25 protein-coding genes are annotated in these 25,169 nt (G+C 64.8%); 14 read left to right on the top strand and 11 right to left on the bottom strand.

The features are described from left to right. Positions 1-50: 50 nt before the first annotated feature. Positions 51-2,120 (bottom strand): M13 family metallopeptidase, encoded by a 2,070-nt coding sequence (locus P9875_RS07520; RefSeq protein WP_278317980.1) that lies wholly within the window; start codon positions 2,118-2,120, stop codon positions 51-53. Between the two features lie 138 nt (positions 2,121-2,258). Between P9875_RS07520 and P9875_RS07515 the strand changes: the two genes are divergently transcribed. Then, the gene (locus P9875_RS07515; RefSeq protein WP_278317979.1) at positions 2,259-3,086 is read left to right on the top strand and encodes an HDOD domain-containing protein; all 828 of its coding nucleotides are present in this window, start codon (positions 2,259-2,261) and stop codon (positions 3,084-3,086) included. A 223-nt stretch (positions 3,087-3,309) separates the two neighbouring features. Further along, positions 3,310-3,561 carry a flagellar protein FliT gene (locus P9875_RS07510; protein WP_235211804.1) on the top strand — a complete coding sequence of 84 codons (252 nt, stop codon included), beginning with the start codon at positions 3,310-3,312 and terminating at the stop codon, positions 3,559-3,561. Positions 3,562-3,977: 416 nt separating this feature from the next. Here P9875_RS07510 and P9875_RS07505 read toward each other — a convergent pair whose 3' ends face one another. Then, positions 3,978-5,108: a hypothetical protein gene (locus P9875_RS07505; protein ID WP_278317978.1), complete on the bottom strand. Its 1,131-nt coding sequence runs from the start codon at positions 5,106-5,108 to the stop codon at positions 3,978-3,980. 171 nt (positions 5,109-5,279) lie between these two features. Between P9875_RS07505 and fumC the strand changes: the two genes are divergently transcribed. From fumC to P9875_RS07490, 3 genes are all read left to right on the top strand, one after another. Continuing rightward, positions 5,280-6,674, top strand: coding sequence for a class II fumarate hydratase (fumC, locus tag P9875_RS07500; RefSeq protein WP_278317977.1), 1,395 nt, complete (start codon positions 5,280-5,282; stop codon positions 6,672-6,674). A gap of 96 nt (positions 6,675-6,770) precedes the next feature. Continuing rightward, positions 6,771-6,992, top strand: coding sequence for an RNA-binding S4 domain-containing protein (locus P9875_RS07495; protein ID WP_278317976.1), 222 nt, complete (start codon positions 6,771-6,773; stop codon positions 6,990-6,992). A 108-nt stretch (positions 6,993-7,100) separates the two neighbouring features. Beyond that, complete coding sequence (locus P9875_RS07490; protein ID WP_035825472.1) at positions 7,101-7,385, top strand: hypothetical protein; 285 nt, start codon at positions 7,101-7,103, stop codon at positions 7,383-7,385. A 4-nt stretch (positions 7,386-7,389) separates the two neighbouring features. On the opposite strand, the gene P9875_RS07485 is transcribed toward P9875_RS07490, so the two are convergent. The 9 genes from P9875_RS07485 to P9875_RS07445 all read right to left on the bottom strand — a co-directional run bounded on the left by P9875_RS07485 (position 7,390) and on the right by P9875_RS07445 (position 15,469). After that, complete coding sequence (locus tag P9875_RS07485) at positions 7,390-9,012, bottom strand: DUF692 family multinuclear iron-containing protein (RefSeq protein WP_278317975.1); 1,623 nt, start codon at positions 9,010-9,012, stop codon at positions 7,390-7,392. A gap of 17 nt (positions 9,013-9,029) precedes the next feature. After that, complete coding sequence (locus P9875_RS07480) at positions 9,030-9,332, bottom strand: DUF2282 domain-containing protein (RefSeq protein WP_077400619.1); 303 nt, start codon at positions 9,330-9,332, stop codon at positions 9,030-9,032. Between the two features lie 267 nt (positions 9,333-9,599). Beyond that, a complete protein-coding gene (locus P9875_RS07475) occupies positions 9,600-9,800 on the bottom strand; it encodes a YjfB family protein (protein ID WP_034781856.1) in 201 nt (66 codons plus the stop codon). A gap of 57 nt (positions 9,801-9,857) precedes the next feature. Continuing rightward, the gene (mobB, locus tag P9875_RS07470; RefSeq protein ID WP_278317974.1) at positions 9,858-10,394 is read right to left on the bottom strand and encodes a molybdopterin-guanine dinucleotide biosynthesis protein B; all 537 of its coding nucleotides are present in this window, start codon (positions 10,392-10,394) and stop codon (positions 9,858-9,860) included. Positions 10,395-10,488: 94 nt separating this feature from the next. Further along, the gene (locus P9875_RS07465) at positions 10,489-11,940 is read right to left on the bottom strand and encodes an alkaline phosphatase family protein (protein WP_278317973.1); all 1,452 of its coding nucleotides are present in this window, start codon (positions 11,938-11,940) and stop codon (positions 10,489-10,491) included. A gap of 100 nt (positions 11,941-12,040) precedes the next feature. Beyond that, positions 12,041-12,742 carry a general secretion pathway protein GspB gene (locus tag P9875_RS07460; RefSeq protein ID WP_278317972.1) on the bottom strand — a complete coding sequence of 234 codons (702 nt, stop codon included), beginning with the start codon at positions 12,740-12,742 and terminating at the stop codon, positions 12,041-12,043. Position 12,743: 1 nt separating this feature from the next. Next, positions 12,744-14,375, bottom strand: a complete 1,632-nt coding sequence (locus tag P9875_RS07455) for an AAA family ATPase (protein ID WP_278317971.1) — start codon at positions 14,373-14,375, stop codon at positions 12,744-12,746. A 51-nt stretch (positions 14,376-14,426) separates the two neighbouring features. Then, positions 14,427-14,951 carry a hypothetical protein gene (locus P9875_RS07450; RefSeq protein WP_176391051.1) on the bottom strand — a complete coding sequence of 175 codons (525 nt, stop codon included), beginning with the start codon at positions 14,949-14,951 and terminating at the stop codon, positions 14,427-14,429. A 230-nt stretch (positions 14,952-15,181) separates the two neighbouring features. Next, entirely contained in the window at positions 15,182-15,469 is a 288-nt protein-coding gene (locus P9875_RS07445; protein WP_035825453.1) for a hypothetical protein, read from the bottom strand. A 347-nt stretch (positions 15,470-15,816) separates the two neighbouring features. On the opposite strand from P9875_RS07445, the gene P9875_RS07440 reads away from it, so the two are divergent. The 9 genes from P9875_RS07440 (at position 15,817) to P9875_RS07400 (ending at position 25,124) form a co-directional block, all read left to right on the top strand. After that, positions 15,817-16,689: a BadF/BadG/BcrA/BcrD ATPase family protein gene (locus P9875_RS07440; protein WP_278317970.1), complete on the top strand. Its 873-nt coding sequence runs from the start codon at positions 15,817-15,819 to the stop codon at positions 16,687-16,689. 2 nt (positions 16,690-16,691) lie between these two features. Continuing rightward, the gene (locus P9875_RS07435) at positions 16,692-17,426 is read left to right on the top strand and encodes a GntR family transcriptional regulator (protein ID WP_046685618.1); all 735 of its coding nucleotides are present in this window, start codon (positions 16,692-16,694) and stop codon (positions 17,424-17,426) included. Next, the gene (gene nagA, locus P9875_RS07430; RefSeq protein ID WP_176391053.1) at positions 17,423-18,535 is read left to right on the top strand and encodes an N-acetylglucosamine-6-phosphate deacetylase; all 1,113 of its coding nucleotides are present in this window, start codon (positions 17,423-17,425) and stop codon (positions 18,533-18,535) included. Before P9875_RS07435 ends, nagA begins: the two co-directional genes overlap by 4 nt. Next, a complete protein-coding gene (locus tag P9875_RS07425) occupies positions 18,525-19,538 on the top strand; it encodes an SIS domain-containing protein (RefSeq protein WP_099400865.1) in 1,014 nt (337 codons plus the stop codon). Before nagA ends, P9875_RS07425 begins: the two co-directional genes overlap by 11 nt. A gap of 88 nt (positions 19,539-19,626) precedes the next feature. Next, positions 19,627-20,883, top strand: coding sequence for an ABC transporter substrate-binding protein (locus P9875_RS07420; protein WP_278317969.1), 1,257 nt, complete (start codon positions 19,627-19,629; stop codon positions 20,881-20,883). A gap of 7 nt (positions 20,884-20,890) precedes the next feature. Next, positions 20,891-21,760 (top strand): carbohydrate ABC transporter permease, encoded by an 870-nt coding sequence (locus P9875_RS07415; protein ID WP_070292156.1) that lies wholly within the window; start codon positions 20,891-20,893, stop codon positions 21,758-21,760. Positions 21,761-21,772: 12 nt separating this feature from the next. Beyond that, positions 21,773-22,609, top strand: a complete 837-nt coding sequence (locus tag P9875_RS07410; protein WP_051959441.1) for a carbohydrate ABC transporter permease — start codon at positions 21,773-21,775, stop codon at positions 22,607-22,609. 26 nt (positions 22,610-22,635) lie between these two features. After that, on the top strand, positions 22,636-23,964 hold the full coding sequence (locus P9875_RS07405) for an MFS transporter (RefSeq protein ID WP_051959439.1): 1,329 nt from the start codon (positions 22,636-22,638) through the stop codon (positions 23,962-23,964). Between the two features lie 14 nt (positions 23,965-23,978). After that, positions 23,979-25,124, top strand: a complete 1,146-nt coding sequence (locus P9875_RS07400; RefSeq protein WP_035825439.1) for an ABC transporter ATP-binding protein — start codon at positions 23,979-23,981, stop codon at positions 25,122-25,124. The last annotated feature ends 45 nt before the right edge of the window (positions 25,125-25,169 follow it).

Here is a 25,169-nt window from a genome sequence, read left to right as displayed (position 1 = left end):
TTCCGCCATTTTACGGTGCCGGCGCGCTAGGCGTGCGGCACCGTCAATGACTACCAGACGCGCACGCGCTGCTCCGGCGCCAGGTACAGCTGCTGCCCCGGCTGGACGTCGAAGGCCGGGTACCAGGCGTCGAGGTTGCGCACGGTGGCGGCGCGGTATTGCGCCGGCGCATGGCCGTCCGTGAGGATTTGCTGGCGCGCCGCCGCTTCGCGCGCCTTGCTGCGCCAGCTGACGCCGTAGCCGATGAAGAAATCGCGGTCCGCACCAGGCTGCACCGGTTTGCCCTGCTGCGACAGGGTGAACGCGTCATGCGCGGCCGCCACGCCGGCCAGGTCGGCCAGGTTTTCGCTCAGGGTCAGCTGGCCATTCACGGCCAGGTCGGGGAACGGTTTATAGGCCGCGAACTGCGCCACCAGTTGCTTGGATGCTGTCTGGAAATGCGCCAGGTCGGCCGGCGTCCACCAGTCGCGCAGCTTGCCCTGGGCGTCGAACTGGGCGCCCTGGTCGTCAAAACTGTGGCTGATCTCGTGGCCGATGGTGGCGCCGATGCCGCCATAGTTGGCCGCATCGGATGCTTGCGGGTCGAAAAACGGCGGCTGCAGGATGGCGGCCGGGAAGTTCAGCGCATTTTGCAGCGGCAGGTTGACGGCGTTGACCAGCTGGGCCGGCATGGCCCAGGCCTTGCGGTCGGGCGACTGGCCCAGCTTGGCCAGCTCCTGACGATAGTGGAACTGTTCCGCGCGCTGCACATTGCCCAGCGCGTCGCCACGCACCACGCGCAAGCCCGCATAGCTGTCCCAGCGCTCCGGATAGCCCACGCCCACGTACAGCGTCTTGAGTTTTTCCTGCGCCTGCGCCTTGGTGGCCGGCGCCATCCAGTCCAGCTTGTCGATGCGGCGCGAGAAGGCGGCGACGATATTCGTCACCATCTCCTGCACGCGGGCCTTCGATTCCGGCGGGAAATAGCGCTCCACGTACAGCTTGCCGACGGCGTCGCTCAGGGCCGCGTTGGTTGCCGCCAGTGCGCGCTTGCTGCGCGGCGACTGCTGCGGCGTGCCGCTCAGGGCGCTGCCATAGAAGGCGAAGCGCTGCTCGGCGGCCGCCTTCGGCAAAATCGTGCTGAAATGATTGATGGCGTGGAAGGCCAGAAAATCCTTCCACGTGGCCAGCGGCACGCTACCCACCAGGGCCGCGCTGCCCGTCATGGCCGTCGGATGCCAGACGATGAAATCCGTCTGCTGGCCCAGACCGGCCGCCTGGAAGAAGGCTTTCCAGTCCAGTCCAGGCGCCTTGCTGGCGAAGTCGGCGGCGCGCCACGCATTATTGCCCTTGGCGACATCGGCCGAATCCTCGCGGCTGGCGTGGCTGGCGGCAATTTGCTGCTCCAGCGCAAACACGCGCGCGGCGCGGGCCGGCGCATCGCTGTAGCCGGCCTGCTTGAGCATGGCCGCGATATGCGCCTGGTAGCCGGCGCGCAAGCCCTGCATGCGGGCGCTGTCGCCCTGGTAGAACGCGCGGTCAGGCAAGCCCAGCCCGCCCTGCAGCAGATACGCCACATTGCGCGTGGTGTCGTTCAAGTCTTGCGCCACCCACAGGCCGAACAGGTTTTCCGTATAAAAATTGGTGGCGTTGAGCGGGTCGACATCGGCGCGCAAGCTTTCGCCCAGCGCGCGGGCCAGTCCCGCCTGGTCGCGTATGCCATCGATTTTCTTCAGCAGCGGCTTGATCGGCGCCCAGCCTTTCGCTTCGATAGCCGATTCATCCATCCACGAACGGTAAAAATCGCTGACCTGGCGCGCCGAGGCATCGGCCTGCGGCGCCGCCGACAAGCCTTCGACGAGACCGATGATGCGCTCGTTGGTGGCGTTGGCGAGGATGGCGAACGAGCCCCAGCTGCTGCGGTCGGCGGGAATCTCCGTCTTGCGCAGCCAGTCGCCATTCACGTAATCGTAGAAATCGTCGCCGGGCAAGGCCGTGGGGGCAGCGGGAACAACGGCGCTGGCGGCCGCCTGCTGGCCATGCGCCTGGGCGGGCAAGCCGGCCAGCGACACGCCGGCCAGGGCGAGGATGATGGCGGCCTGGACTGGCGTCCGGGACCAGGAAAAACGCAAACCGTGCATGGCGATCCTTTCGATGGAATAGTCAAAATCATAGCCTGTTTCCCATGAAAAAAGCGCCCCGGAATTTTTTTGCATGCGGACAAAAAATCGGCCTATAGTTTCACGACCCCGCGCCGCGCGAATGCCAAGGAGATTGCCATGCAACTGGAAGCGCTGTTTCAGCAACCCCACGCCCTGCCTGCCGCCCCGAAGATCGTCGATGAACTGGTGCGCAGTTTCGACAACCCCGCCATCGCCACCGAAGACATCGCCCGGCAGCTGGGAGCGGACCCGGCCTTGAGCGCCAAGCTGCTGCGGCTGGCCAACTCGGCGTATTACCACGTCTCGCGCAGCATCGGCACGGTGGAAGACGCCGTGCTGATGCTCGGCTTTGTAACCGTGCGCACGCTCGTCATCAGTTCGGGCCTGGTCAGCGGCTACAAGGCCGTGCCGGGACTGAATCTGCCGCAATTCTGGCGCTACAGCCTGCACAGCGCCGTGTCGGCCCGCTGGATCGCCAGACAGACGGGCGACAACCAGGATCTGGCGTTCACCATCGGCATGATGCATGCGATCGGTCAACTGGTGATCCATGCAGCCATGCCCGAACAAGCCATGCAGCTCGACAAGATCGCCCCGCCGCTCGACGCGCGCCGGCTTGACGCGGAGCGGGTTTCCCTGGGCTATGACTATGCGCAGGTGGGCGCCGAACTGGCACGCCGCTGGAAGTTCCCCCCTGCCTTTGCCGAGGCCATCGCCGCCTTTCCCGATCCGCTGGCCAAGGCGCCGCTGAACCGCCTGGCCGCCATCATCCACCTGGCCGCCTGGCGCGCACGCATCGATGAAAACGCGTTGAGCAATGAAGAAATCATCGCCTGCTACCCCAGCAACGTGGCCGAAGCGCTCGGTTTGCCGCCCTCGGTGCTGGTCGACAAGATGCCGCCGCCCACCGAACTGAGCGCGGGACTGGAAGAACTCGTCAAATAAATCCATCAGCGCCGGCATCGTCGGCCCAGCATCCATGCGGCTTGGCGGGCGATTTCGGCAGCCCGCCAAAACTATCCAAATTATTTTCACTTTTTTTTCAAAAACACCCTCAAGTTCCCCCAGGACCTGCCGTTAATCTAGACAAGCGGTAATCCATTCACTAGTTACGGGTGTGCTCATGACCTCCAACGACGTTCTCTCGATGTATGAAAATATTGCAGGAATGACCAATAAAATGGTCGTGGCCGCACGTTCGAGCGACTGGAATGACTTGGATGCCCTGGAAAACCAGTGCGCCAGCGCCGCCAGCGCGACCATGACGGGCAAGGTGCCTGCCCTGGCCGGCGCCTCGCGCCTGCGCAAGATCGATTTGCTCAAGCAAATTCTGGCAAACGACCGCGAAATCCGCGCCATCACGGAACCGTGGATGACGCAGCTGCCGAGCGCCATGCAGGGCGCGCGCGCCCGCATGTAAGAAGCTGCAGCACCAGAAACGACAAAAGCACCCGCGGGTGCTTTTTTTACATCTACCGCCTGAGCAAGGAGCGCGGCAGTTGCGGCGCTCGGGAACAAGGAGGGGGAATTTGGAAGGCGAGCCCCAGGTATCTCCTGGCGTCGCCTCGCTGCCGGTTGCATCCGGCGTTCGCGAGCACATCGTCGGCATCGCGAACCGCTTCCAGACCCAGGCGTTTATGCAACGCTACACCTGTTTGCCGCGCCACACTATCGTTGGTGACTGCGCCAGGCTGGGGCTGTTTTGTCGTAGAGCAAGTCCACTGAATTAATCATAACACCATCTTTAAGAAATAGGCAACGCGATTGGCAAGCATATCCATGTCTTTTTTCAATATCTTTTTTTATATCAAATTGTAGCGCAGCTTTGCAGCACGATTAACGCGAGAACGGCTCCGGTTCCGGCTCGGCTACCGTTCCGTCCTCCACCGCCTCCGTCAGCACGGGCACATCCTTTTTCTTGCGGCGGAACGGTTTGCGCAGCAAGACCCAGTATTTCGACGGCGCGCCCGGCACTGCCGCCTGCTTGCGCTTGCGCACGACATACACGATGAGCGCCGTCAGCAACAGGAAGGCCACGGTGCCGATACCGAGCCACAGCAAGCCATTGCCGCCCGCCTTCTTGTCAGCGGCTGGCGCCGCGTGCAGGGGCTTGGGCTTGGCATGCGGCGCCGGCGCCTCGGCAGGCGCGGCAGCCGGCGCAGCAATGGCGGCGGCGGCGGGCTGAGCCAGCGCCTTTTGCAAGGCGCCGATCTTGCCCTCCAATTCGCCGAGCTTGTCATTCAGGGCCGCATTTTTCTCATCCAGCGCCACGCACGCTTGCGCCTGCCCGGCATCCGCCTGCGGTGCGCAAGCGGCCACGGGCGCTGTGGCGCGGCGCAGCGGCGGCGCACGCAGCGCGGGCGCAGCCGGTGTGGGCGCGGCGGGCGGCGGCACGAACACGCGCGCCGGGCGTACCAGGCCCTCGGCACGCGCGCGGGCCGCCAGCGCGGCAGCATCGGGCAACGGCGCGCCAGTCACTGCGCGTGGCAACGGCGCGGGGACAGGCATGGGCATGGGCACCGGAACGGCGGGCCTGGCTGGCGCACTGACGGCAGCGGCAGCAGGCGGCGCCGGCGTCAGCCACAGGGTGCCCAGGCGCACGACGGCGCCATTGCCACTGCCCAGCAATAAATACAGATGCACGTGGCCCGCCTGGATCGCTTGCCGCGTAGTCACGCGCACATAATGGCGGCCACCGCGCTCCAGCGGGCTGATCGTCAACCCCTGCAGGGCCGGATCCATGCCGATGCCGCCACCGCGGTACACATCGGGCGAGGCCAGGCGCACGGCCACGCCATTGGCCTCCTCGGGCGCCAGTGCCGTCAGTTCGATCTCGGCCAGCAAGGGCTGGCCCACGTGCGACAGCACGGCCATCTCACCCAGTTCGGCCGCCATGACGGGCGGCATGGCCAGGCTGGCGGCGGCGCACGCGATCAGGGACCAACGGAGAATAATGCTGCTGTGCATGGACTGATCGCTTTGATAACAGGATAAGAAGGGGGACTCGCCTGTCTTTAACGGCAGGAAATCGCAAAAATATAGATGGGCCACGGCAAAAATGATGCAATACAGCATCATCCTGTGCCTTTTTGACGCCTGGAGTACACTCGATCCACCTCTATCGATGAAAGGGATGTCATGAGTAGCAGAATCGAACGCGACAGTTTCGGCCCGATCGACGTACCCGCCGACCGGCTGTGGGGAGCGCAAACGCAGCGCTCGCTTGAGCACTTCCATATCTCCACGGAAAAGATGCCGCCCGAACTGATCGCCGCCCTGGCCACCGTCAAGCGCGCGGCCGCCCACGTCAACCTGGACTTGGGATTACTAGATGGCAAGAAAGCCATCGCCATCACGCAGGCGGCCGACGAAGTGCTGGCCGGCAAGCATGACGCAGAATTCCCGCTGGCCGTCTGGCAGACGGGCTCTGGCACGCAAAGCAATATGAACATGAATGAAGTGCTGGCCAACCGCGGCTCCGAGCTGATCGGCGGCTTGCGCGGTGCCGAGCGTCTGCTGCATCCGAACGACGACGTCAACCTGGGCCAGTCCTCGAACGATATCTTTCCCACCGCCATACACGTGGCGGCCGCCCTGGCAGTCGCCAACACGGTCTTGCCGCCGCTGCGCCAGCTGCGCGCCACCCTGGACGCGAAAGCGACGGAATTTGCCGACATCGTCAAAATCGGCCGCACCCATTTGCAGGATGCGACGCCGCTGACCCTGGGCCAGGAATTTTCCGGCTACGTGGCGCAGCTGGACTTTGCCGAGCACATCATCACGGCATCGTTGCCGCCGCTGCTGCAACTGGCCGCCGGCGGCACGGCCGTGGGCACGGGCTTGAATGCCCACGTGGAATTTGCCGGCCGCATCGCGCAAGAACTGGCGCGCCTGACGGGCCAGCCGTTCGAGACGGCCAGCAACAAGTTTGCCGCCCTGGCCGCCCACGATGCCCTCGTCGCCGCCCATGGCGCGCTGAAAACCCTGGCCACGGCCCTGATGAAAATAGCCAACGACGTGCGCTGGATGGCCTCCGGCCCCCGTTCCGGCCTCGGTGAAATCACGATACCGGAAAACGAGCCGGGCAGCTCCATCATGCCGGGCAAGGTCAATCCTACCCAGTGCGAAGCGCTGACCATGCTGTGCTGCCAGGTGTTCGGCAACGACGTCGCCATCACGGTGGGCGGCGCCTCGGGCAATTTCGAGCTGAACGTCTTCAAGCCCTTGATTGCGCACAACTTCCTGCAAAGCGCGCGCCTGCTGGGCGACGGCATGCGCAGCTTCGACGAACATTGCGCCCACGGCATCGAACCGAACCGTGCACGCATCGCCGACCTGATGGAGCGTTCCTTGATGCTGGTCACGGCGCTGGCGCCGCACATCGGCTACGACAAGGCGGCGCAAATCGCCAAGCAGGCCCAGCATGAAGGCACGACCTTGAAGGAAGCGGCGCTGGCCTTGGGCTTTGTGACGGAAGAGCAATTCGCCGCGTGGATCGTGCCCCTGGAGATGACGCGGCCCAACAAAAGTTAAGGCTCAGCCTGCATTCTCCCTCGCTTCATGTAAACTATGATCTTAGTTGACACCGTCATTCAGTGTTGAAAACACATCGTTGCAATAAGGGATACAATGCAAAAAGTAAGCTTTGATTTAACATCCGAGTTCGTCGAGCTGAACCAGCTGTTGAAGCTGGTCGGCCTGTGCGACAGCGGTGGCGCAGGCAAGGTCATGGTCGATAGCGGCGTGGTGAAGGTCGATGGCAAGAAGGAATTGCGCAAGACCGCCAAGATCCGCGCCGACCAGGTCGTCAGCGTGGGCGATATCCGTATCACGGTCGTCGCTCCTGTCTGATTCCCGCATGGGGTGCGAAAGCGGCCCCATGCGTCCAGCTGGCTGCCTGGATCAAGCTGCAACACGTCGTTATTGTCAGATAAATATCGATTGCAGAAGGGGAGCGCCATGGACCAGCCCGAACAAGGTACGCGCAGCCAGGAACGCCTGATCGGCGACTTGCGCCAGGTAATAGAAAACGCGGAAGAATTGCTGCGTAACACAGACAAATACACCAGCAGCCTGTACCAGAGCGCGCGCGCCAGGCTGGAACTGGCCCTCGTCGCGGCCACGGCCGAGCTGGCCCGCTTTGAAGAAGAGCAAGTCACGCGCATGATGGACGCCACCCTGGCCGCGAATGCCCTGTACCGCGATCAGACGGGCGAAGCGCGCCTGCTGCGGGCCTTCGAGTAAACTGTCACGCCGTCAACACCGCGTGCGCCAGCCACTGGCGCAAGTGGGCGGCCAGGTCGAATGCCGGGTCCAGCTCGAACGCCGCATCGAGCGCGGCGCCAAACGTCTGCCCCTGCTGCAACATGACCAAGGCCGCATGCGCGGCCGCATCCACTACCAGCACCTGCGCCTTCCAGCGCGTCCGGCATACGAGCGCCCAGCTGGCCACCTGCAACTCCTGCGGAAACTTCCCCTGCCCCTCACCTTCCTGATGCGCCTGCCACAGGGCCGCCACTTGCCAGCTGGACGCCAGCAAGGCGCAAGCGGGATGCAAGCTGAAACGCCGCGCTTCCAGTTGATCGGGATGCAGGGCGGCCAGCGACTCGGGCGCCAGGCCCTGCGCATCGGCCGCGTAATGGGCCAGGTGCACGGCCCATTCCAGGCGCGCCATGTCCGGCAGGTAAGGCAATTCGGCCACAGGCGGGAAACTGGCGAGAAAATCGGCGAAACGGGCACCAAACTCATTCAAGTCGGCGCTATCGGACGGGTACTGGCGGCCATACGCGCGCGCCAGGCCGCCAAAGAATGCCTCGCCCACCAGCGCCAGCACGACGGGGTAGGCGTGGCCCAGGGTGCGGCGCCAGGTGGCGCTCACGTTGCCGCGGTACAGCGAGAAACGCTGCGGCACGGCTTCTCCCGCGAACGCTGGCAGGGGCGCCACAGCATCGAGCAAGGCTGTGGCAAACGCTTGCTGGCCGGCCGCCAGCGCGTCAAGCAACACGGGCGGCGGCGGGGACGGCAGCACCGTTCCCTGCCATGGCGCTTGCGGCGCATGGCGCGCCAGCATGGCTTGCGCCTTGTCCGCCTCGCCCAGCAGGACATCGAGGGCGGGCAAGTCCGTATCCCATTCGACCAGGGTAGGCATGGCGCCAAAGCGCAGCAAGGCGGCCGCATACAAATCCCAGACGGGATCGGCCACGGCGGCGCCATGATGGTCGATCACGGCGTGCGGCGTCAGCAGATGGCCGCCCAGGTGCAGCTCGCCCACGCTGCCTGGGGCGATCGACTGCATGGCCGCCAAAGCGTCTTCGCCGTGGTTGCACTGGTTCACATACAGGTTATTGATATCGAGCAGCAGGCCGCAGCCGCTACGGCGCGCCAGCTCTGCCAGGAATTGCGCCTCGCTCATGGCATCGTCGGCAAAACGCAGGCAAGTGGAGACATTCTCCAGCAAGATCGGCCTTTTCAGCACGTCCTGTACCCGCCCCACTCGTGCGCATAACAAATCCAGGGCGGCGCCATTCAAGGCCAGCGGTAACAGATCATTGAGTTGCTGCTGCGCCACGGCGCCCCAGCTCAGGTGTTCCGACACGAGGGCCGGTTCGATGCGCTCGACCACGGCGCGCACACGCTGCAAATGGGCTTCGGAAAAGCCCCGCGCGGAACCCAGGCCCAGCCCCACGCCATGCAGGCTGATCGGGTAATCCTGGCGCAAGGTCCGCAACACGTGCCAGTCCCAGCCCGACGGCTGCAGATAGTTTTCAGTGTGCACTTCCAGCCAGCCGACCTTGGGCCTGCGCGCCAGGAAGTCGCGGTAATGCGCGGCGCGCAGGCCGACGCCGGCAAGCGCCTGGATGGGCGGCGGCATGGGCAGGCGGCGGACGCTTAGGGCTGCGTGGCCGGTTTGGCAGCCTTGCCGGCCTTGATGGGCTTGACGGAGCCGCCCGCCTGTTCGCACGTGCCCTTGGCAACATAAGTCCATTCGGTCGGCAGGTTGTCCGCCTCCGCCTGGCCCGCGCAGGAATGCGCGCCATCGGACGAGGCGCAATCGTTCTGCCCTGCCTTGGCCACGCCATAGCATTTTTCCTTGTCGCCAGGAGCGGGGCCATCGTGCGCGGCCGCGTTGAGGGTGGTGCCGGCACAGATGCCCGCGAGGGCGGCGGCGATGAGAGCTTGACGTTTGTTCATGGGGATTCCTCTTGCATGGGTCAAAGTAATCGATAAGTAATCGCGGCAAATCACGGCACGCCCCGGGCTGCACGATGGGCAACATGGGGTGATGGACGTCATTCTACTGAATCGGCCGCGCCATGGCGAACCATCTTCAATCAGTCAATTTTATAGAGGGAGGGGGGAAAGCGGAAAGGCAGACAAAAACGCCCACTCGCCACCGTTGATGACGGTGGTGTGGGCGTAAAGTAGTGCGAGCGCCAGAGTGGCGCCGCGGGACTGCGCTCAGGCGGTCGTGTTGATGCGGTTACCGAGGTGAGCCGGCAGGCTAGGCGCCGACTGTACCGGTGGCAACGCTGCCAGCAAGGCAGTGGCGGTCGAGCTTTGGATATCCTGGGCTTTTTTCAGGACAGTCAAGCCGACGGCTTGCCGCGTGCCTGTCTCCGCCATCGTGGTTGACAGTTGAGCAATGCTTCCGACGTCCATACGTTTCTCCAATGAGGTTCTACCAGTATTAACGGATGGCCGCGGCAAACCTTTAACTTATTTTTCCAGCTTATTTTGCAACTGCAGCAGCAGCCAGGCCAGCACGTGCTCGCGCGCATTCAAGTCCAGCCATTCCACGCCTTCGCGCAAGTCGGCCGGCGCCGGGCTGTCGGAGGCCACGGCGATCACATGCGGGTCGTGCGGATACAGGGGCGCCTGTCCCACTTCCGGACGAAACACTTCCAGCTTGGGAATGGGATCCGTCTTGAAACCTTCGACCAGGGTCAGGTCTGCCGGCCCCATGCGGGACAATTGCTGCGCCAGGCTCGGCTCGGGCGCGCCGCGCAGCTCATGCACGATGGCAAAACGGTACGGCGACGCCACCAGCACTTCCGCCGCCCCGGCCAAACGCAGGCGGGCGCTGTCTTTTTGCGGCGGTTCCAGCGCCAGATCATGGTGGCTGTGCTTGACCAGGTTGACGCGCAAGCCGCGCGCCGCCAGTTCCTTCACCACAAATTCCAGCAGGGTCGTCTTGCCGCTACCGGAACGGCCGATCACACCGAGTACCGGGTGTGCGGGCATCGCATCGTGCATGGTCACTCCTTGATTGAGAAGGAATGATTATACGCAGCCCCACGGGCGCGACCGCCTGGCGCAGCGCCGCGCATTGCCCCGCGCATCGCCCAAGTCAAGCGCCGCCAGGTTTTCCACCATTCTTCGCGCCGGCGGGCACCTGCCGCCGGCGCCTGCCTGTGGACTTCGGTGCTGTCGTTCCCGCGGTTTTACTATTCACCGCCTGCGCATTCCTGGCCGCGCGCGCCAATTGCCGGTGAGCGGCGATCGCGCCGGCCTCGGCATCGGACTGGAACGGTACGGCGGCAGCGGCCGCCACTTCGCCATCAGGCTGGCAAGCGGGCGCCAGCGGCGTAAAATCCTGCGCCCGCACCTCCGCCTCCCATGCGGCCCGCTGCGCCAGCACAGCAACGGGCACGGCAGGCGCGGCGCGCGCTTGCGCCAGGGTCAGCACGGCGCCCAGGCCGCTGGCGGCCGCCACGCGCGCGCCCATCTGGGGCAAGGCGCCATCGGCGGCGCGGCAAAAGCGCTGCAAAATGGTTTTGATGATCGACGTGTGATCGACCACCTCGTGGCTGACGCTGCCCGGCGCGATCAGCGGCGACACGAGCAGCATGGGCACGCGCACGCCGTAGCGGCGAAACGCGGGGTCGTCATCGATGGCGGGGCCCGGCGGCACATGGTCGAAAAAGCCGCCGTGCTCGTCATAGCTGAGGATGAGCAAGGTGCGCGCCCAGGCCGGACCGCGCGACAGGGCCTGGTAGACCTGCGCCACCAGCGCCTGACCGGCGCGGATATCGGCCGGCGGGTGGTCGTCATTGTCAAAGAAATGCGGATCGATCCAGCTGACGGAGGGCAAGGCGCCCGCCAGCGCATCGCCGATGAAGCCATAGCGGCGCGCGCTGGAGCCGAACGGTTCGTACATTTCCGACGAGCGGTAATGGTCGTCCGTCAGCGCCAGGCTCCAGGGCTTCCAGGCGGAATAGAATTTCCAGCTGACCTGGGCACGCTCGAGGTGGCGCACGAAGGACTTGTTCGCATACAGGGGCACGCGCTTGCTGTCGTGGCTGCCGGCCGCCTTGCCGCTGATGGCATACAGGCGGTTGGGCCAGGTGGCGCCCGGCACGGAACTGTAGCAGCGGTCGCAGACGCAGAACTCCCGCGCCAGGAAATCGTACATGGGCAAGTCGGATGCATTGTAGTAGCCCATCACCAGATCGATGTCGGGGTCGCCCGGATGCGTTTGCGCATAGTCGTCGACAAAGCCGCCATTATTGTTTTGCAATTGCTGCGCCACCGACATGCCCGTATGCGACGGGTCTTGCTGCGGGCCAAAGGCCGTGCGCCGCAAATGGTGCACGGGGTAGCTGACGCCCGCATGCACATTGGCATGGCTGGCCTGCAAGCCATCGATATCGGCGCGCCCGCCTTCCAGGCTCAGGTAGCCGAGCATGTGGTCAAACGAGCGGTTTTCCATCATCAGCACGACGATGTGGTCGATGCGCGCCAGGTTTCCAGGCACACCCACATCCAGAACACCCTCACCAGCAGCTGCGGCAGCAATCATCAGAACTCCCCGGCCGCGCACACGGTCGCAGCGACCCTGGTTCGACCAGGCCTGGCCAGTATGGTTCAGCTATGGCGGCCCGGCCTTGATGCACAACAACTCAATACGGCACGCGGTAGCGATAGCCCTTGAAACTGAAGATGGCCGCCTTCGGCTGCAACTTTTCCAGCACCAGTCCCGGCGCCAGCTCCTCGCCTTCGTGGCGCAGTACCTTGTCGATCAGCAGCAGGCGGTCGGCCGGATTCTTCGAATAGATATAGCCGCCGATGGCGACCGCAGGGATTTGCCGCTGTATCGGCTCGGGCAAGTCGCGCATGCCGGGGACGGTCTCTTCGGCAGCAGGCGCAGGTACGGGCACGGCAGGCGCCGGAGCGGGGACAGACGGCGCGGCCTGGCCGGGCGACTCCTGCTTTGGTTCCGCCACAGGCCTGGCATGGTGCACGGGCGCGGCGGTGGCCGCTGGCGGCACGGGCACCGGCACGACCACTGGCGCAGGCGCGGGCACAGGGATTGCGGGCGGGACGACTACCGGCACAGGCGCGGGCACAGCCTGGGCCAGCACAGTCGGGACGACAGCAACTGCCGCCGGTGCGGTGGCTGCTGCCTGCCAAGGCTGCCACAGCAGCAATGCGGCCACCACGGCTACCGTCACGCCACCCAGCGCCAGCCAGACGGGCGCGCGCCGCGCCGCGCCGGACGAGGCGGCATCGTGCAGCTGCACTTGCGGTGCGTGGATCGACGGCAACTCGCCCAGCTGGCGCTCGGCTTGCGATTTTTTCAGTGCTTCTAGTATGTAGGACATCTTATTTCCCCGCCACCATTGCCGTCGCAGCGGACGCCGCCACGGCAGGAGCTGCGCTGCTCAGGCGCGGCTCCGAATTGTCACCCAGCTGCATCAGGCGTATATACGTTTTCGGACCCGCCAGGCCATCGGCCCGCAGGTTCTGGCTTTGCTGGAAAGCCCGCAGCTGGCCTTGCATCTCGGCGTCGAGCGGCAGATTGGCGGCCGGCGCAGGCAAGCCCCGCTGTTGCGCCAGTCGCTGCGCCAGCCAGTCCACGTCCGCGCCGCGGGCGCCCAGCGGCACCTCGTCGCGCCAGCCGCGCGGGGCACGCCAGAAGGTCGTGAAAGCGCCATCGCTGCGCTGCGCCAGCTGGGACAGCGGCAGGCTTTGCTGCTTACCGTCGAGCATCAAGGTGGCCGTCTCGTCCTGCAAGCGCGTCAGCAGCGCCAGCTGTTCCCTGCCCTCCCCGTCGCGCAAGGCCAACAGGGCGGGACGGTCCAGCACGCGCAGCTCGGCGATGCCGCCCCGGCTGTGCAGGCAGCGCAGGCCGGCGCGCGCGCCCGCCTGGCAAGCGTCGCCGGCCGGTAACTGCTCGCCCCACAGGCTGGCCAGTTGGCGCAGCATGGCGTTGCGGTCCGGCACGCTGGCGGGCGCGGGCGCAGGAACACTTGCCGCAGCGGGCGCTGCCGGCGCCACCACGGCAGGTGCTGTCGCCACGGCCACTGTGGCAGGCGCGTGCGGCATGAAATGCCAGGCCAGCGCGGCCGTGACCACGGCGCCGGCCAGCACGCCACCGGCCACGTGGGGCCAGCGCAGACCCCGTCCGGCAGCCGGCTTACCCTCTTCCGCAAACACTTCCTCGGCGGCGCGGCGCAGTATCTGGCGCGTCACTTGCGGCTGGTTTTCCACGTAAGCGCCCAGCAGCGCGCGGTCGCACAGCAGGTTGATGCGGCGCGGCACGCCGTGGCTCATGGCGTGAATTTGCGCCATCAAACGGGGCGCGAACGGCGTTTGCGCCGTGCTGCCCGCCACGGCCAGGCGGTGGCGGATATAGCTGGCCGTCTCGTCCGCCGTCAGCGAACCGAGGTGGTAGCGGGCGATCACGCGCTGCGCCAGCTGCTCCAGTTCCGGCCGCGCCAGCATGGCGCGCAATTCCGGCTGGCCGATGAGGATAATCTGCAGCAGCTTGCGCTCGCTCGTCTCCAGGTTGGTCAGCAAGCGCAATTGCTCCAGCACGGCGGCGGACAGGTTTTGCGCTTCATCAATGATCAGCACATTGTTCTTGCCCTGCGCATGGCTGGCCAGCAAGTGCGCGTTGATGGCGTCGACATAGCCTTTCACGCTGGCCACGCCGGGCGCCACGGCGATGCGGAATTCCTCGCAGATCGACAGCAGCAATTCCTCGACGGACAGTTTCGGATTGAAGATGTAGGCCAGCTGGCAGTTTTCCGGAATCTGCTCCATGAAGCAGCGGCACACGGTGGTCTTGCCGGCGCCGATTTCTCCCGTCAGCAGCACGAAGCCGCCGCCGCTGCCCACGCCATACAGCAGGTGCGCCAGCGCTTCGCGGTGGCGCTCGCTCATGAACAGGTAGCGCGGGTCGGGGGCGATCGAAAACGGCGATTGCTTGAGCTGGAAATAATGCGTGTACATGGAGACCCTGCGGATGAAACGATCAAAATGCGCGGCGGCAAGCCGAACCCCTCATCGGGTGCGGGCGGGCGGCAACGGCTTGTATTTGGCGCAATACACTTTCGCCTTGCTGCGGAAGTAGACGATTTTACTGCCAGGCACGGAACCACGGACAGGAAAGGCGGAATTGTCGAGTTTATTGAAACGCAGGCCCGACACGCCGCGGATGGCCGGTTCCAGCTTTTCCGGTGTCGAGTCCGCCACCACGCCCATGAAGACGAGGGGACTGGTGTCGTCGCTGACGATCACGTCGGTAATCGGCGCGCCCCACAAGGTGGCGTCCGTGCGGAACCAGTAGGCGCCCCCTTCATGCTTGTAGGCGGGACCAAAAGCCGTCAGCAGATAGGCATAGAAGGCCTTGTTGTCGATCTGGTCGATGCACAGCACGGCATTGCCCACCACTTGCCCGAACGTGGACGGCGGCGGCTTTTGCTGCGCCAGCACGCCGGACACGGGGACACCGAAGGCCAGCAGGGCGAACGCCGCCAGCAGGGCCGGCGCACGCCACGGGCGCGTCAATGAACGGCGCAGGCGCATGATCAGCGCTTGCGCTCTTCTTTCTTGACCTTCTTGGCTTCCTTCTTTTCCTTCATGGTCTTGGCCGGTTCCTTCTTGGCTTCTTTCTTGCTGTCCTGTGCCTTGCTCATTATCTACTCCATACCTGGGCGAAAATGCCTGGGCCATTATGACACTCCCCCATGAAAATGCCAGCCGAAAAGCAAAACGGCCGCGCAAGGCGGCCGTTCCAGTCGTACGTCAGTGCCAGATCAATGCAGGCACAGGCGGCGGCGCGTCTTTTCGATCAGCTCCGCATCGTAGGGATGCAGGTTCTCGATAAAGAACAATTCCGTTTCCGCCTCGTCTTCCAGGCACATTTCGATCATGACCGGGCCATCGCTTTCGCGGCCCAGGAAATCCTTCGGCCAGCGGTTCTTGCGGTGCGTGCGCATCATTTCCATGCCCAGCTTAGCCAGCGGCGCCGACACGCCGGCGGCCAGCGCCTCTTGCTGCCAGTCGTCCCAGTACTCGCTCTTTGCTGCCTTGTCGTTCATCATGCTCTTCCAACTCAGGTGTAAAAGGCGGACTTTACTCTTCATGGCGTCCCTTGCCAAGCATGCACACAAGCAACACCACAGCGCGCGGCGCAGACCAGTGCGAAAAAATTGGCATTAAACAAGGCCAATTTCAATACCATTCACGTCATACAAAAATTCCTTTACTAACAATGACTTGCAAGCCAACCCTCGGGCAGGCTGTGTCAAGCGCCACACTATTTTACAATACCACTTAAATACCTCTTGACTAGCCATCGGGGCAACAATATAGTGCCTTCAGCTTTTCGCCGCCCGACAAATAAAAGAACCGAGACAGGCGCATTCAACCAAACGCGGGACTGCACAACATGATCGAATACATAATCGGCGTCGACGGCGGGGGCAGCGGAACCCGCGTACGCCTGGCGCGCCTCGATGGCGAGGAACTGGCGCAGGGACAAAGCGGCCCATCGGGCCTGGGACTGGGCATCGAACGGGCCTGGACCTCCGTGGCGCACGCCGTCACCCTGGCCTTCCGCGCGGCCGGACTGGAACAGCCATCGTTGCAGCGCATGGCCATCGGCCTGGGCCTGGCCGGCGTGCACAACAAGCAGTGGGCCGCCAGCTTCGTCGAACACAATCCCGGCTATGCCTTGGTGGCGCTCGAATCGGATGCCCTGACCACCCTGCTGGGGGCGCACGCGGGCCAGCCGGGCGCCATCGTGGCCATCGGCACGGGCAGCGTGGGCGAAGTGCTGCACGCGGATGGCAGCCGCCATGAAGTGGGTGGCTGGGGCTTCCCCTCGGGCGACGAGGCGGGCGGCGCCTGGATCGGCATGCGCGCCATCAACCACGCGCAGCAAGTGGTTGACGGGCGCGTGCCCGGCAGCGCCTTCGCCACGGCCATTATCGACGCCTGCGGCGGCCAGCGCGACGCCATGCAAGTGTGGCTGGCGGCCGCCAGCCAGACCAATTTCGCGCAACTGGCGCGCCTGGTGCTCGAACACGCGGCCAGCAATGCCGTGGCGCGCACCATCCTGGTCGACGCGGGCCGGCAGATCGCGCTGATCGCCAGGGCGCTCGACCCGGCCGGCGCCTTGCCCGTGGCCCTGTGCGGCGGCCTGGCCGCGCCCTTGTCGGCCTACCTGCCGGCGGAACTGTTGCAACTGGTCGTGCCGGCACAGGGCGACTCGGCCGCAGGCGGTCTGCGCCTGATACGCAAGTACTTGCAGGAGCAATGACCATGCTGGCCAAACTGTCCACCTTCAAACCCAATCCGGCCAGCGACACGCCGCTCTACATGCAGCTGGCGAACATGCTGTCGGACGGCATCGCCAGCGGCGACTGGCGCGCCAACCAGGCCTTGCCTTCCGAGCGCGTGCTGTCGGACATCCTGGAAATCTCGCGCGTCACGGCGCGCAAGGCCATCGACATGCTGTGCGACCGGGGCATGCTGACGCGCAAGCGCGGCTCGGGCACCTACATCACGCCCAAGCTGGAACAGCCGCTGTCGCGCCTGACGAGCTTTTCGGAAGAATTGCGCCAGCGGGGATTTACGGCCGGCTCGCGCTGGCTGCAGCGCGACATCGGCTCGGCCGCGCCGCTGGAACTGCTGTCGCTGGGACTGTCGCCGCACATGCCGGTGGCGCGTTTGCGCCGCCTGCGCACGGCCGACGAAGTGGTGATGGCGATCGAGACGACCACCATCCCCGCGCTGTACATGCCGGACCCGCAGCAGGTGACCGATTCGCTGTACGGCTACCTGGAGTCGCGCGGCACCATCCCGATGCGCGCGCTGCAGCATATTCGCGCCGTCAACGCCACGGCGGAACAGGCCAAGCTGGCCAATATCAAGACGGGTGAAGCCATGCTGCACATCACCCGTGTCAGTTATCTCGACAACGGCGCAGCGGTGGAACTGACCCACTCGTATTGCCGCAGTGATTATTATGAATTCGTAGCGGAGTCGCGCAGATGAGCAGCACTATCAAAGGCAATATCCTTACCCCCGGCGGCTGGATCCACGGCGCCATCGCCTTCGGCGAGCGCGTCGACAGCATCACCGGCGATTCACTCCACCCGTCGACCAACAGCGACGACTATATTTTGCCCGGCTTTATCGACCTGCACGTGCATGGCGGCGCCGGCAAGGACATCATGGAAGGCGGCGAAGCCGTCTACACCATCGCGGCCATCCATGCGCGCCACGGCACCACCAGCCTCTTGGCCACCACCATGACGGCGCCGCCGGAAGACATCGACATGGCATTGAGCGCCATCGGCGCCGCCGCCAAGGACCGCCGCCCGAACACGGCGCGCGTGCTGGGCGCCCACCTGGAAGGCCCGTACATCAATTCCGGCAAGCTCGGGGCGCAGCCGAACTACGCACGCGCCGCCACGCTGGCTGAAATCGAACGTCTGCAAACCTTGGCCAAGCTGCGCGTCATCACCGTGGCGCCGGAAATCGCCGGCCACCTGGACCTGGTGCGCGCGCTGGCCGACGCCGGCGTGCGCGTGCAGATCGGCCATACGCTCGGTTCCTATGAAGACGGCGTGGCCGCGCTGGAACACGGCGCCATGGGTTTCACGCATTTGTTCAACGCCATGAGCGGCCTGCACCACCGCGAGCCGGGCATGGTCGGCGCCGCCCTGGCGCACGCCGAATACGCCGAACTGATTCCCGACCTGCTGCACGTGCATCCGGGCGCCATCAAGGTGGCCCTGCGCGCCATCCCGCGCCTGTACTGCGTCACCGATTCGACGGCCGCCACCGGCATGCCGGACGGCGAATACATGCTGGGCCGCCACGCCGTGCAGAAATGCATGGGCGGCGTGCGCCTGCCCGACGGCACGCTGGCGGGCAGCACCCTGACCCTGGACCAGGCGCTGCGCAACCTGGTGGGACTGGGACTGGACCTGGCCGACGCGTCCAAGCGCGTGTCGACCAACGCCGCCGATTACCTGGGCCTGGAAGAACGCGGCCGGCTGGCCCCCGGTACTTACGCCGATCTGGTGGTACTCGATCGCGATCTCAAACTCAAAGCTGTGTATATAGAAGGAGAAATCTGTGACCTCAATGATGCTTAAAGAAGCCATTTCCGCCGCCGAATGCGTCGCCCTGCAACTGGCCAGCGACACGGAACGCTACGCGGAACTGGGCCGCAAATTGAGGAGCACCTCGTTCTCGACCGCGCTGACCATCGCGCGCGGCAGCTCGGACCACGCCTGCAACTACGTCGCCTACCTGATCATGGCGCGCCTGGGCCGTGTCGTCGCATCCCTGCCGATGTCGCTGGTGACCCTGAACAAGTCGCCGCTGGTGACGCGCGACACGCTGGCCATCTCGATCTCGCAATCGGGCCAGAGTCCCGACGTGGTCGAGCCGATCCGCTACTTCCGCGACGGCGGCGCCACCACCGTGGCCCTCGTCAACGATATCGAGTCGCCGCTGGCGCACGCCGCCGAATGGGCCATGCCCCTGCGCGCCGGCAAGGAACAAAGCGTCGCCGCCACCAAGAGTTTTATTACCAGCCTGGTCGCCGGCGCGCGCATGGTGGCCCAGTGGCAGAACGACCCCGAGCTGCAGGCCGGCCTGGAAGCGCTGCCTGAAGCGCTGCTCGAAGCGACACGCGTCGACTGGTCGCCCGCCATCGACGTGCTGGCCCCGGCCCGCAACATCATGGTCGTGGGACGCGGCATCAGCTTCCCCGTGGCGCTGGAGTCGGCCCTGAAATTCAAGGAAACCTCGGCCCTGCAGGCGGAAGCCTTCAGCGGCGCCGAAATCAAGCACGGCCCGATGGCCCTGATCGAAGACGGCTACCCGCTGCTGATTTTCGCCACGCGCGGCCCGACGCAGGCCGGCCTGCTGCAACTGGCCACGGAGATGCGCGGGCGCGGCGCCAAGGTCTTGCTGGCGGCGCCAAGCGATGTGGCCGAGCGCGACCTGACCCTGCCCGTGGCGGCCACGCCGGACCTCGACCCGATCGTCGCCATCCAGTCCTTCTACGTGATGGCGGCCAAGCTGTCGGCCGCGCGCGGCATGGACCCGGATGCGCCGCGTCATCTGAGCAAGGTAACAAAAACAAACTAAGCAATACCCAACCCGAAAGCGAAGACTGGGGTCGGACCCTTAGGGTCCGACCCCGGCACTTACGGAGCCACTGGCCGGGATAATAATAATGATCAAGAGACTGTTGGCGGTTGTTGCCTGCGCGGGCCTGCTCGCGCCGCAGGCATGGGCTGCCGAGAAAATCGAATTCTGGACCTTCAGCATGAAGCCCAAATTCACGCCGTATTTCAATGCGGTGGTGGCGCGCTATGAGGCGCAAAATCCCGGCGTCAAAATCGAATGGATCGATTTTCCATGGGACGTCATCCAGACCAAGCTGGTCACGCGCATCGTGGCCGGCACGCCGCCCGCGCTGGTCAGCCTGAACGTGCCCTGGGCCGACGAATTCGCGCGCGACGGCTTGCTCACCCCCGTCGATGGCCTGATCGCGGATGCGCGCGCCAGCTACATTCCCAGCGCCCTGGCGGACTTGCGCTTCAAGGGCGGCACCTACGGTTTTCCCATGTACAGCAATGTCGCGGTGATCGCCTTCAATACCGCCATTTTCAAGCAGGCGGGCCTCACGCGCGGCCCCGCCAGCCTCGATGAACAGCTGGCGTTTGCGCGACAAATCGCGCAACGCACGGGCAAGGCCGGCATCGCCCCCGCCCTCTCCAAAATCGATGGCCTGTTCATGCAGCAGGGCCTGGGCGTGGTCCAGAACAACCGCGCCGTCTTCAATTCGCCGCAGCACGTGGCGCTGGTGCAAAAGCTGGCCGACACCTATAAAGTGGGCGGCCTACTGAAGGAAAGCCTGTTCGCCGAAGACAATTTTCCGGCCGTGATCGACGCCTACAAGGGCGGCCGCCTGGGCATGCTGCTGGCGCCGCCGACGGCCATACAGCGCATCCGCGGCGACGCGAAAGATATCTACGCCATCACCGACGTGGCGCCCGCGCCGCTGGGCCCCACAGGCATCGCCGACGGCGGCTGGCTGGTGCACTTCGCCATTCCGAAAGGCGTGCTGGCGCGCCAGCTGCCCTCGGTCGGCAAGTTCGCGCGCTTCCTGACGAACGACGAGAACCAGCTGGCCTTCGCCAAGCAGGCCAGCGTCTTTCCCACCACGGTGAAAGCGGCGGCCGACCCGTTTTTTCTGTCCACGCCGCAGAACGCGGGCGCGGCTGAAAAAGCGGTGGCCGCCGGCGCCCTGTCGATGGGCCACTCGCGCACCCTGTACGTGGCCGGCATCGACGACTACGACGAGTTGCGCCGCTCGCTCGTGAAGGCAGTCGAAGCCGGGGTCACGGGCAAGCAGGACGTGAAGCAGGCGCTGGACCAGGCCGTCGCCATCTGGAACCGCAAGCTGGCCACCCTGCCGCGCCACTAAGGACACCATGAAACTCGCCCACCGCCATACCGTGCAAGCCTGGCTGTTCCTCGCCCCCGCTCTGCTGCTGCTGGCCGCCTTTTCCTTCTGGCCCGTCGGCTACGGCTCCGTGCTGGCCTTCACCGACTATAGCCTGATACGCGAGACGCGCTTCGTCGGCCTCGACAACTTCCGCTACATCTTCAACAACGAGATGTTCGTCTCGGGCCTGAAAAACTCGCTGATGTTTTTGCTGATGGTGCCCTTCGTGCAGGTGGGCGCCATCACCCTGGCCGTGCTGGTCAACAACCGCCTGCCCGGCATCCGTCTGTTCCGCGCCGCCTTCTACGTGCCCGTGGTGACCACCGTTTCCGTGGTCGGCATCATGTGGGGCTTCATGTTCCACGAACAGGGCGCGCTGAACTACGTGATGATGACCTTAAAACTCGTGAATGCGCCCGTGGGCTGGCTGTCGAACGACAGCCTGGCCCTGTTTGCCGTGATGTTCGTCACCCTGTGGCGCGGCCTGGGCTGGTATATGGTGATGTACCTGGCGGCCCTGCAATCGATACCGTCGGACATGCAGGAAGCGGCCATGCTCGATGGCGCCAACCGCTGGCAGCGCTTCTGGAAGATCACCGTGCCGATGCTGCGCCCGACCATCATGCTGTGCTCCATCCTGTCCGTGCTGGCGGCCCTGAAGGCGTACCAGGAAGTCGACGTGCTGACGCAAGGCGGGCCCATGAACTCCACCTTCACGGCGCTGTACTACGCCTATGACCAGGGCCTCAAGCACTTGAAACTGCCGCGCGCGCTGGCGGCCAGCTTCGTCGTCTCGCTGTTCTGCATAGCCATCGCCCTGCTGTGCCTGCGCTACCTGAAACCGAAGCACCGCTAACCGGGACTGACCATGAAAAAACGCTCCCGCCCCCTGAAAACACGCCTGCACATCCTGGGCCACTATGCCGTGCTGTGCGCGATCGCCGTCGTCTGCGTCTTCCCGTTCTGGTGGACCCTGGTGACGGCCATTTCCACGCAAGGCAATATCTTTGCTTTTCCGCCCACCTTCTGGCCGAAGGCGCCGTCCTTGGCCAACTTCATCGAAGTGTTCAATGCGATCCCGATCTGGTCGTTCTTCAGGAACTCGGTGCTGATCGCCGTGTTTACCGTGTTCTGGAAGCTGCTGCTGTGTTCACTGGCCGCGTATCCGCTGGCGCGCCTGAAATTCCGCGGCCGCAAACTGGTGTTCGGCCTGATCCTGGCCACGCTGGTGCTGCCGTCCGAGGTCAACTTCCTCGTCAACTTCATCACCATCACGCAAATGAGCCTGGTCGACACCTACACGGGCGTAATCCTGCCCAACGTGGTGACGGCCGTGGCCATCTTGCTGCTCAAGCAGGCATTCGAGGAAGTGCCGCAAGACCTGATCGACGCGGCGCGTGTCGATGGCGCGTCCGAGTGGGTCATCTTCAGCCGCATCATGCTGCCCCTGATTACGCCATGGCTGGCCACCGTCGGCATCCTGACGGCCGTCGAATCGTGGAATGAATACATCTGGCCTTCCATCGTCATGAGCAAGCCCGATGAATTCCCGCTTTCTGTCGGCGTGCTGTATTTGCGCGGCACCTTCGGCAGCAGCACGCGCGTGATCGCGGCCGGCACCCTGATCACCATCGTGCCGACCCTGCTCGCCTTCCTGTTTACCCAACGCTTCTTCATGCGCGGCATGGACGGCGCAGTCAAATGAAAACGTCTCTCGATAAGGAAGCCTCCATGCACGACCAGCGCATCAGCATCAGCAAAAAAGTCCGCAGCCCGATTTCCTGGGTGCCCACCTTGTACTTCGCCCAGGGCTTGCCGTTCTACGCCGTGGCCCTGGTGGCCGGCCTGATGTTCAAGAGCATGGGCGTGCCGAACGACCAGATCGCCCGCTGGACGGGCCTGATCGGCTTTGCCTGGGTCTTCAAGTCGCTGTGGAGCCCCTTCATGGAACTGGCCTCGAGCAAGAAGACCATGGTGGTGCTGTTCCAGTTCCTTGGCGGCCTGAGCCTGGGCCTGATCGCGCTGGCCCTGCAAACGCCGCTGTGGTTCGCCGCCTGCATCGCCGTGCTGTTCGTCGCCGCGCTGGCCTCGTCGACGCACGACATCGTCTGCGACGGCCTGTACATCGCCAGCCTGTCGGACAAGCAGCAGGCCGCCTACGCGGGCTGGCAAGGCGCCTTCTTCAATGCGGGCAAGTTCATCTCGCTGGGCGGCCTGGTGATCCTGGCCGGCTACCTGGAGAAAAAAATCGGCATCAAGCCGGCATGGTCGGTGATCTTCCTGATCATCGGCGCCATGATGCTGTCGCTGGCCGCCTACCACCTGTGGGCCCTGCCGCAGGTGCGCAACGCGGCCGTGGCCGACAAGAGCGTGGCAGGCATCAGCCGCACCCTGTGGGACGTGCTGGTGGACTTCCTGAAAAAGCCCGGCATCTGGGGCATGATCGCCTTCATCATCCTGTTCCGCGCGGGCGAAGCGCAAGTGCAGACCATCGGCCCGCTGTTCCTGCGCGAAGCGCGCGAACTGGGCGGCCTGGGCCTGTCGACGACGGAAGTGGGCGCCGTGTACGGCACGGCCGGCACCGTCGCGTTCCTGCTGGGCAGCATCGGCGGCGGCTACTTCACTTCCTGGCTGGGCCTCAAGCGTGCCATGTTCTTCCTGATCCTGGCCATGAACTTGCCGAACCTGGTGTTCTATTACCTGAGCCACAGCATGCCGACCGATCTGACCCTGATCACGGCCGCGCTCAGCGTGGAGATGTTCGGCTATGGCTTCGGCTTCGTCGGCCTGATCCTGTTCATGATGCAGGTGGTCTCCGTCGGCAAGTACCAGACGGCCCACTATGCGTTTGCCACCGGCGTGATGCAGCTCGGTTCCGTTCTGTTCAAGATGATCAGCGGCGACATCCAGACGGCGCTCGGCTACAAGACTTTCTTCCTGTGGGTGCTGGTGTCGGCCGTGCCCGTATTGATCCTGTCGCGCTTCATGCGCATCGGCCCGAAGGAGTCCTCCGACCCATCTGACGCCGGCGCAGCCTCCGCGCCGGCCAGCGCAAGCTAGGAATCGCACAGTCCATGGCACACATCGCATTAAAGAACATCGTCAAGCTGTACGACGACAAGCACCCGGTCATCCACGGCATCGACCTCGATATCCGCGACGGCGAATTCGTCGTCTTCGTGGGGCCGTCCGGTTGCGGCAAATCGACCCTGCTGCGCATGATCGCCGGGCTGGAAGACATCACGGATGGCGAGCTGCATATCGGCGGCCAGCTGGCCAACGACGTCGCGCCGGCCGAACGGGGCCTGGCCATGGTTTTCCAGAGCTACGCCCTGTACCCGCACATGACGGTGTACGAGAACATGGCCTTCGCCCTGAGTCTGGCCGGGCACAAGAAGGCCGAGGTGCGCGCCGCCGTCGAACGCGCGGCCGAGATCCTGCAGATCACGCCACTGTTGAAACGCAAGCCGAAGGATCTGTCGGGCGGCCAGCGCCAGCGCGTGGCCATCGGCCGCGCCATCGTGCGCAAGCCCAAGGTCTTCCTGTTCGACGAGCCGCTGTCGAACCTCGATGCATCGTTGCGCGTGCAGATGCGCGTGGAAATTTCGCGCCTGCACCAGGAACTGAAAACCACCATGATCTACGTCACGCACGACCAGGTCGAGGCGATGACCCTGGGCGAGCGCATCGTCGTCTTCAACGGCGGGCGCATCGAGCAAGTGGGCAGTCCGCACGAGTTGTACAACAATCCCGGCAACCTGTTCGTGGCCGGCTTCCTCGGCGCGCCGAAGATGAACTTCGTCGCTTGCGAGGCCGTCGCCAGCAGCCCCGGCTCGGTGGCCGTGCGCCTGCCCGGCGGCGCCGTCATCGACGTCGAAGCGCAGGGCGGGAGCGTGGCGCCGGGCGACCAGCTGACCCTGGGCATACGCGCCGAGCATGTCAGCCTGCGGCACGCGAACGATGCAGGCGACAACGTGGTCGACGCGGCCGTCAGCCATGTCGAATACCTGGGCGACGTGGCCATCGTGTACGCCAGCATGCCGGGCGTGAACGAGATGCTGGCCGAAATGCTGGCCGTTAAGCTGCCGGCCGAGGAAGGCATGCGCCAGGCGGGCGACGCCATGCGCCTGCATCTGCCGCCGCAGCGCTGCCTGCTGTTCGATGCAAAAGGGCAAGCCCTGGCGCGCACGTTTGCCGCACCCGCTCAGCCGTTTATGTGACAATAGCCGTTTTGTATCATGCCGCTTCTGTTTGACTTGTGCACA

Source organism: Janthinobacterium rivuli (assembly GCF_029690045.1).
GTDB lineage: Bacteria > Pseudomonadota > Gammaproteobacteria > Burkholderiales > Burkholderiaceae_D > Janthinobacterium > Janthinobacterium rivuli.
The sequence above is the reverse complement of the archived record's forward strand: the minus strand, read 5'-3'. Positions and strand labels throughout refer to the sequence as shown.

Excerpts from the sequence above, each read along its gene's own strand:
- P9875_RS07520 (WP_278317980.1), bottom strand. The coding sequence starts at position 2,120 with ATGCACGGTTTGCGTTTTTCCTGGTCCCGGACGCCAGTCCAGGCCGCC.
- P9875_RS07515 (WP_278317979.1), top strand. The coding sequence starts at position 2,259 with ATGCAACTGGAAGCGCTGTTTCAGCAACCCCACGCCCTGCCTGCCGCC.
- P9875_RS07510 (WP_235211804.1), top strand. The coding sequence starts at position 3,310 with ATGACCAATAAAATGGTCGTGGCCGCACGTTCGAGCGACTGGAATGAC.
- P9875_RS07505 (WP_278317978.1), bottom strand. The coding sequence starts at position 5,108 with ATGCACAGCAGCATTATTCTCCGTTGGTCCCTGATCGCGTGCGCCGCC.
- fumC (WP_278317977.1), top strand. The coding sequence starts at position 5,280 with ATGAGTAGCAGAATCGAACGCGACAGTTTCGGCCCGATCGACGTACCC.
- P9875_RS07495 (WP_278317976.1), top strand. The coding sequence starts at position 6,771 with ATGCAAAAAGTAAGCTTTGATTTAACATCCGAGTTCGTCGAGCTGAAC.
- P9875_RS07490 (WP_035825472.1), top strand. The coding sequence starts at position 7,101 with ATGGACCAGCCCGAACAAGGTACGCGCAGCCAGGAACGCCTGATCGGC.
- P9875_RS07485 (WP_278317975.1), bottom strand. The coding sequence starts at position 9,012 with ATGCCGCCGCCCATCCAGGCGCTTGCCGGCGTCGGCCTGCGCGCCGCG.
- P9875_RS07480 (WP_077400619.1), bottom strand. The coding sequence starts at position 9,332 with ATGAACAAACGTCAAGCTCTCATCGCCGCCGCCCTCGCGGGCATCTGT.
- P9875_RS07475 (WP_034781856.1), bottom strand. The coding sequence starts at position 9,800 with ATGGACGTCGGAAGCATTGCTCAACTGTCAACCACGATGGCGGAGACA.
- mobB (WP_278317974.1), bottom strand. The coding sequence starts at position 10,394 with ATGCACGATGCGATGCCCGCACACCCGGTACTCGGTGTGATCGGCCGT.
- P9875_RS07465 (WP_278317973.1), bottom strand. The coding sequence starts at position 11,940 with ATGATTGCTGCCGCAGCTGCTGGTGAGGGTGTTCTGGATGTGGGTGTG.
- P9875_RS07460 (WP_278317972.1), bottom strand. The coding sequence starts at position 12,742 with ATGTCCTACATACTAGAAGCACTGAAAAAATCGCAAGCCGAGCGCCAG.
- P9875_RS07455 (WP_278317971.1), bottom strand. The coding sequence starts at position 14,375 with ATGTACACGCATTATTTCCAGCTCAAGCAATCGCCGTTTTCGATCGCC.
- P9875_RS07450 (WP_176391051.1), bottom strand. The coding sequence starts at position 14,951 with ATGCGCCTGCGCCGTTCATTGACGCGCCCGTGGCGTGCGCCGGCCCTG.
- P9875_RS07445 (WP_035825453.1), bottom strand. The coding sequence starts at position 15,469 with ATGATGAACGACAAGGCAGCAAAGAGCGAGTACTGGGACGACTGGCAG.
- P9875_RS07440 (WP_278317970.1), top strand. The coding sequence starts at position 15,817 with ATGATCGAATACATAATCGGCGTCGACGGCGGGGGCAGCGGAACCCGC.
- P9875_RS07435 (WP_046685618.1), top strand. The coding sequence starts at position 16,692 with ATGCTGGCCAAACTGTCCACCTTCAAACCCAATCCGGCCAGCGACACG.
- nagA (WP_176391053.1), top strand. The coding sequence starts at position 17,423 with ATGAGCAGCACTATCAAAGGCAATATCCTTACCCCCGGCGGCTGGATC.
- P9875_RS07425 (WP_099400865.1), top strand. The coding sequence starts at position 18,525 with ATGATGCTTAAAGAAGCCATTTCCGCCGCCGAATGCGTCGCCCTGCAA.
- P9875_RS07420 (WP_278317969.1), top strand. The coding sequence starts at position 19,627 with ATGATCAAGAGACTGTTGGCGGTTGTTGCCTGCGCGGGCCTGCTCGCG.
- P9875_RS07415 (WP_070292156.1), top strand. The coding sequence starts at position 20,891 with ATGAAACTCGCCCACCGCCATACCGTGCAAGCCTGGCTGTTCCTCGCC.
- P9875_RS07410 (WP_051959441.1), top strand. The coding sequence starts at position 21,773 with ATGAAAAAACGCTCCCGCCCCCTGAAAACACGCCTGCACATCCTGGGC.
- P9875_RS07405 (WP_051959439.1), top strand. The coding sequence starts at position 22,636 with ATGCACGACCAGCGCATCAGCATCAGCAAAAAAGTCCGCAGCCCGATT.
- P9875_RS07400 (WP_035825439.1), top strand. The coding sequence starts at position 23,979 with ATGGCACACATCGCATTAAAGAACATCGTCAAGCTGTACGACGACAAG.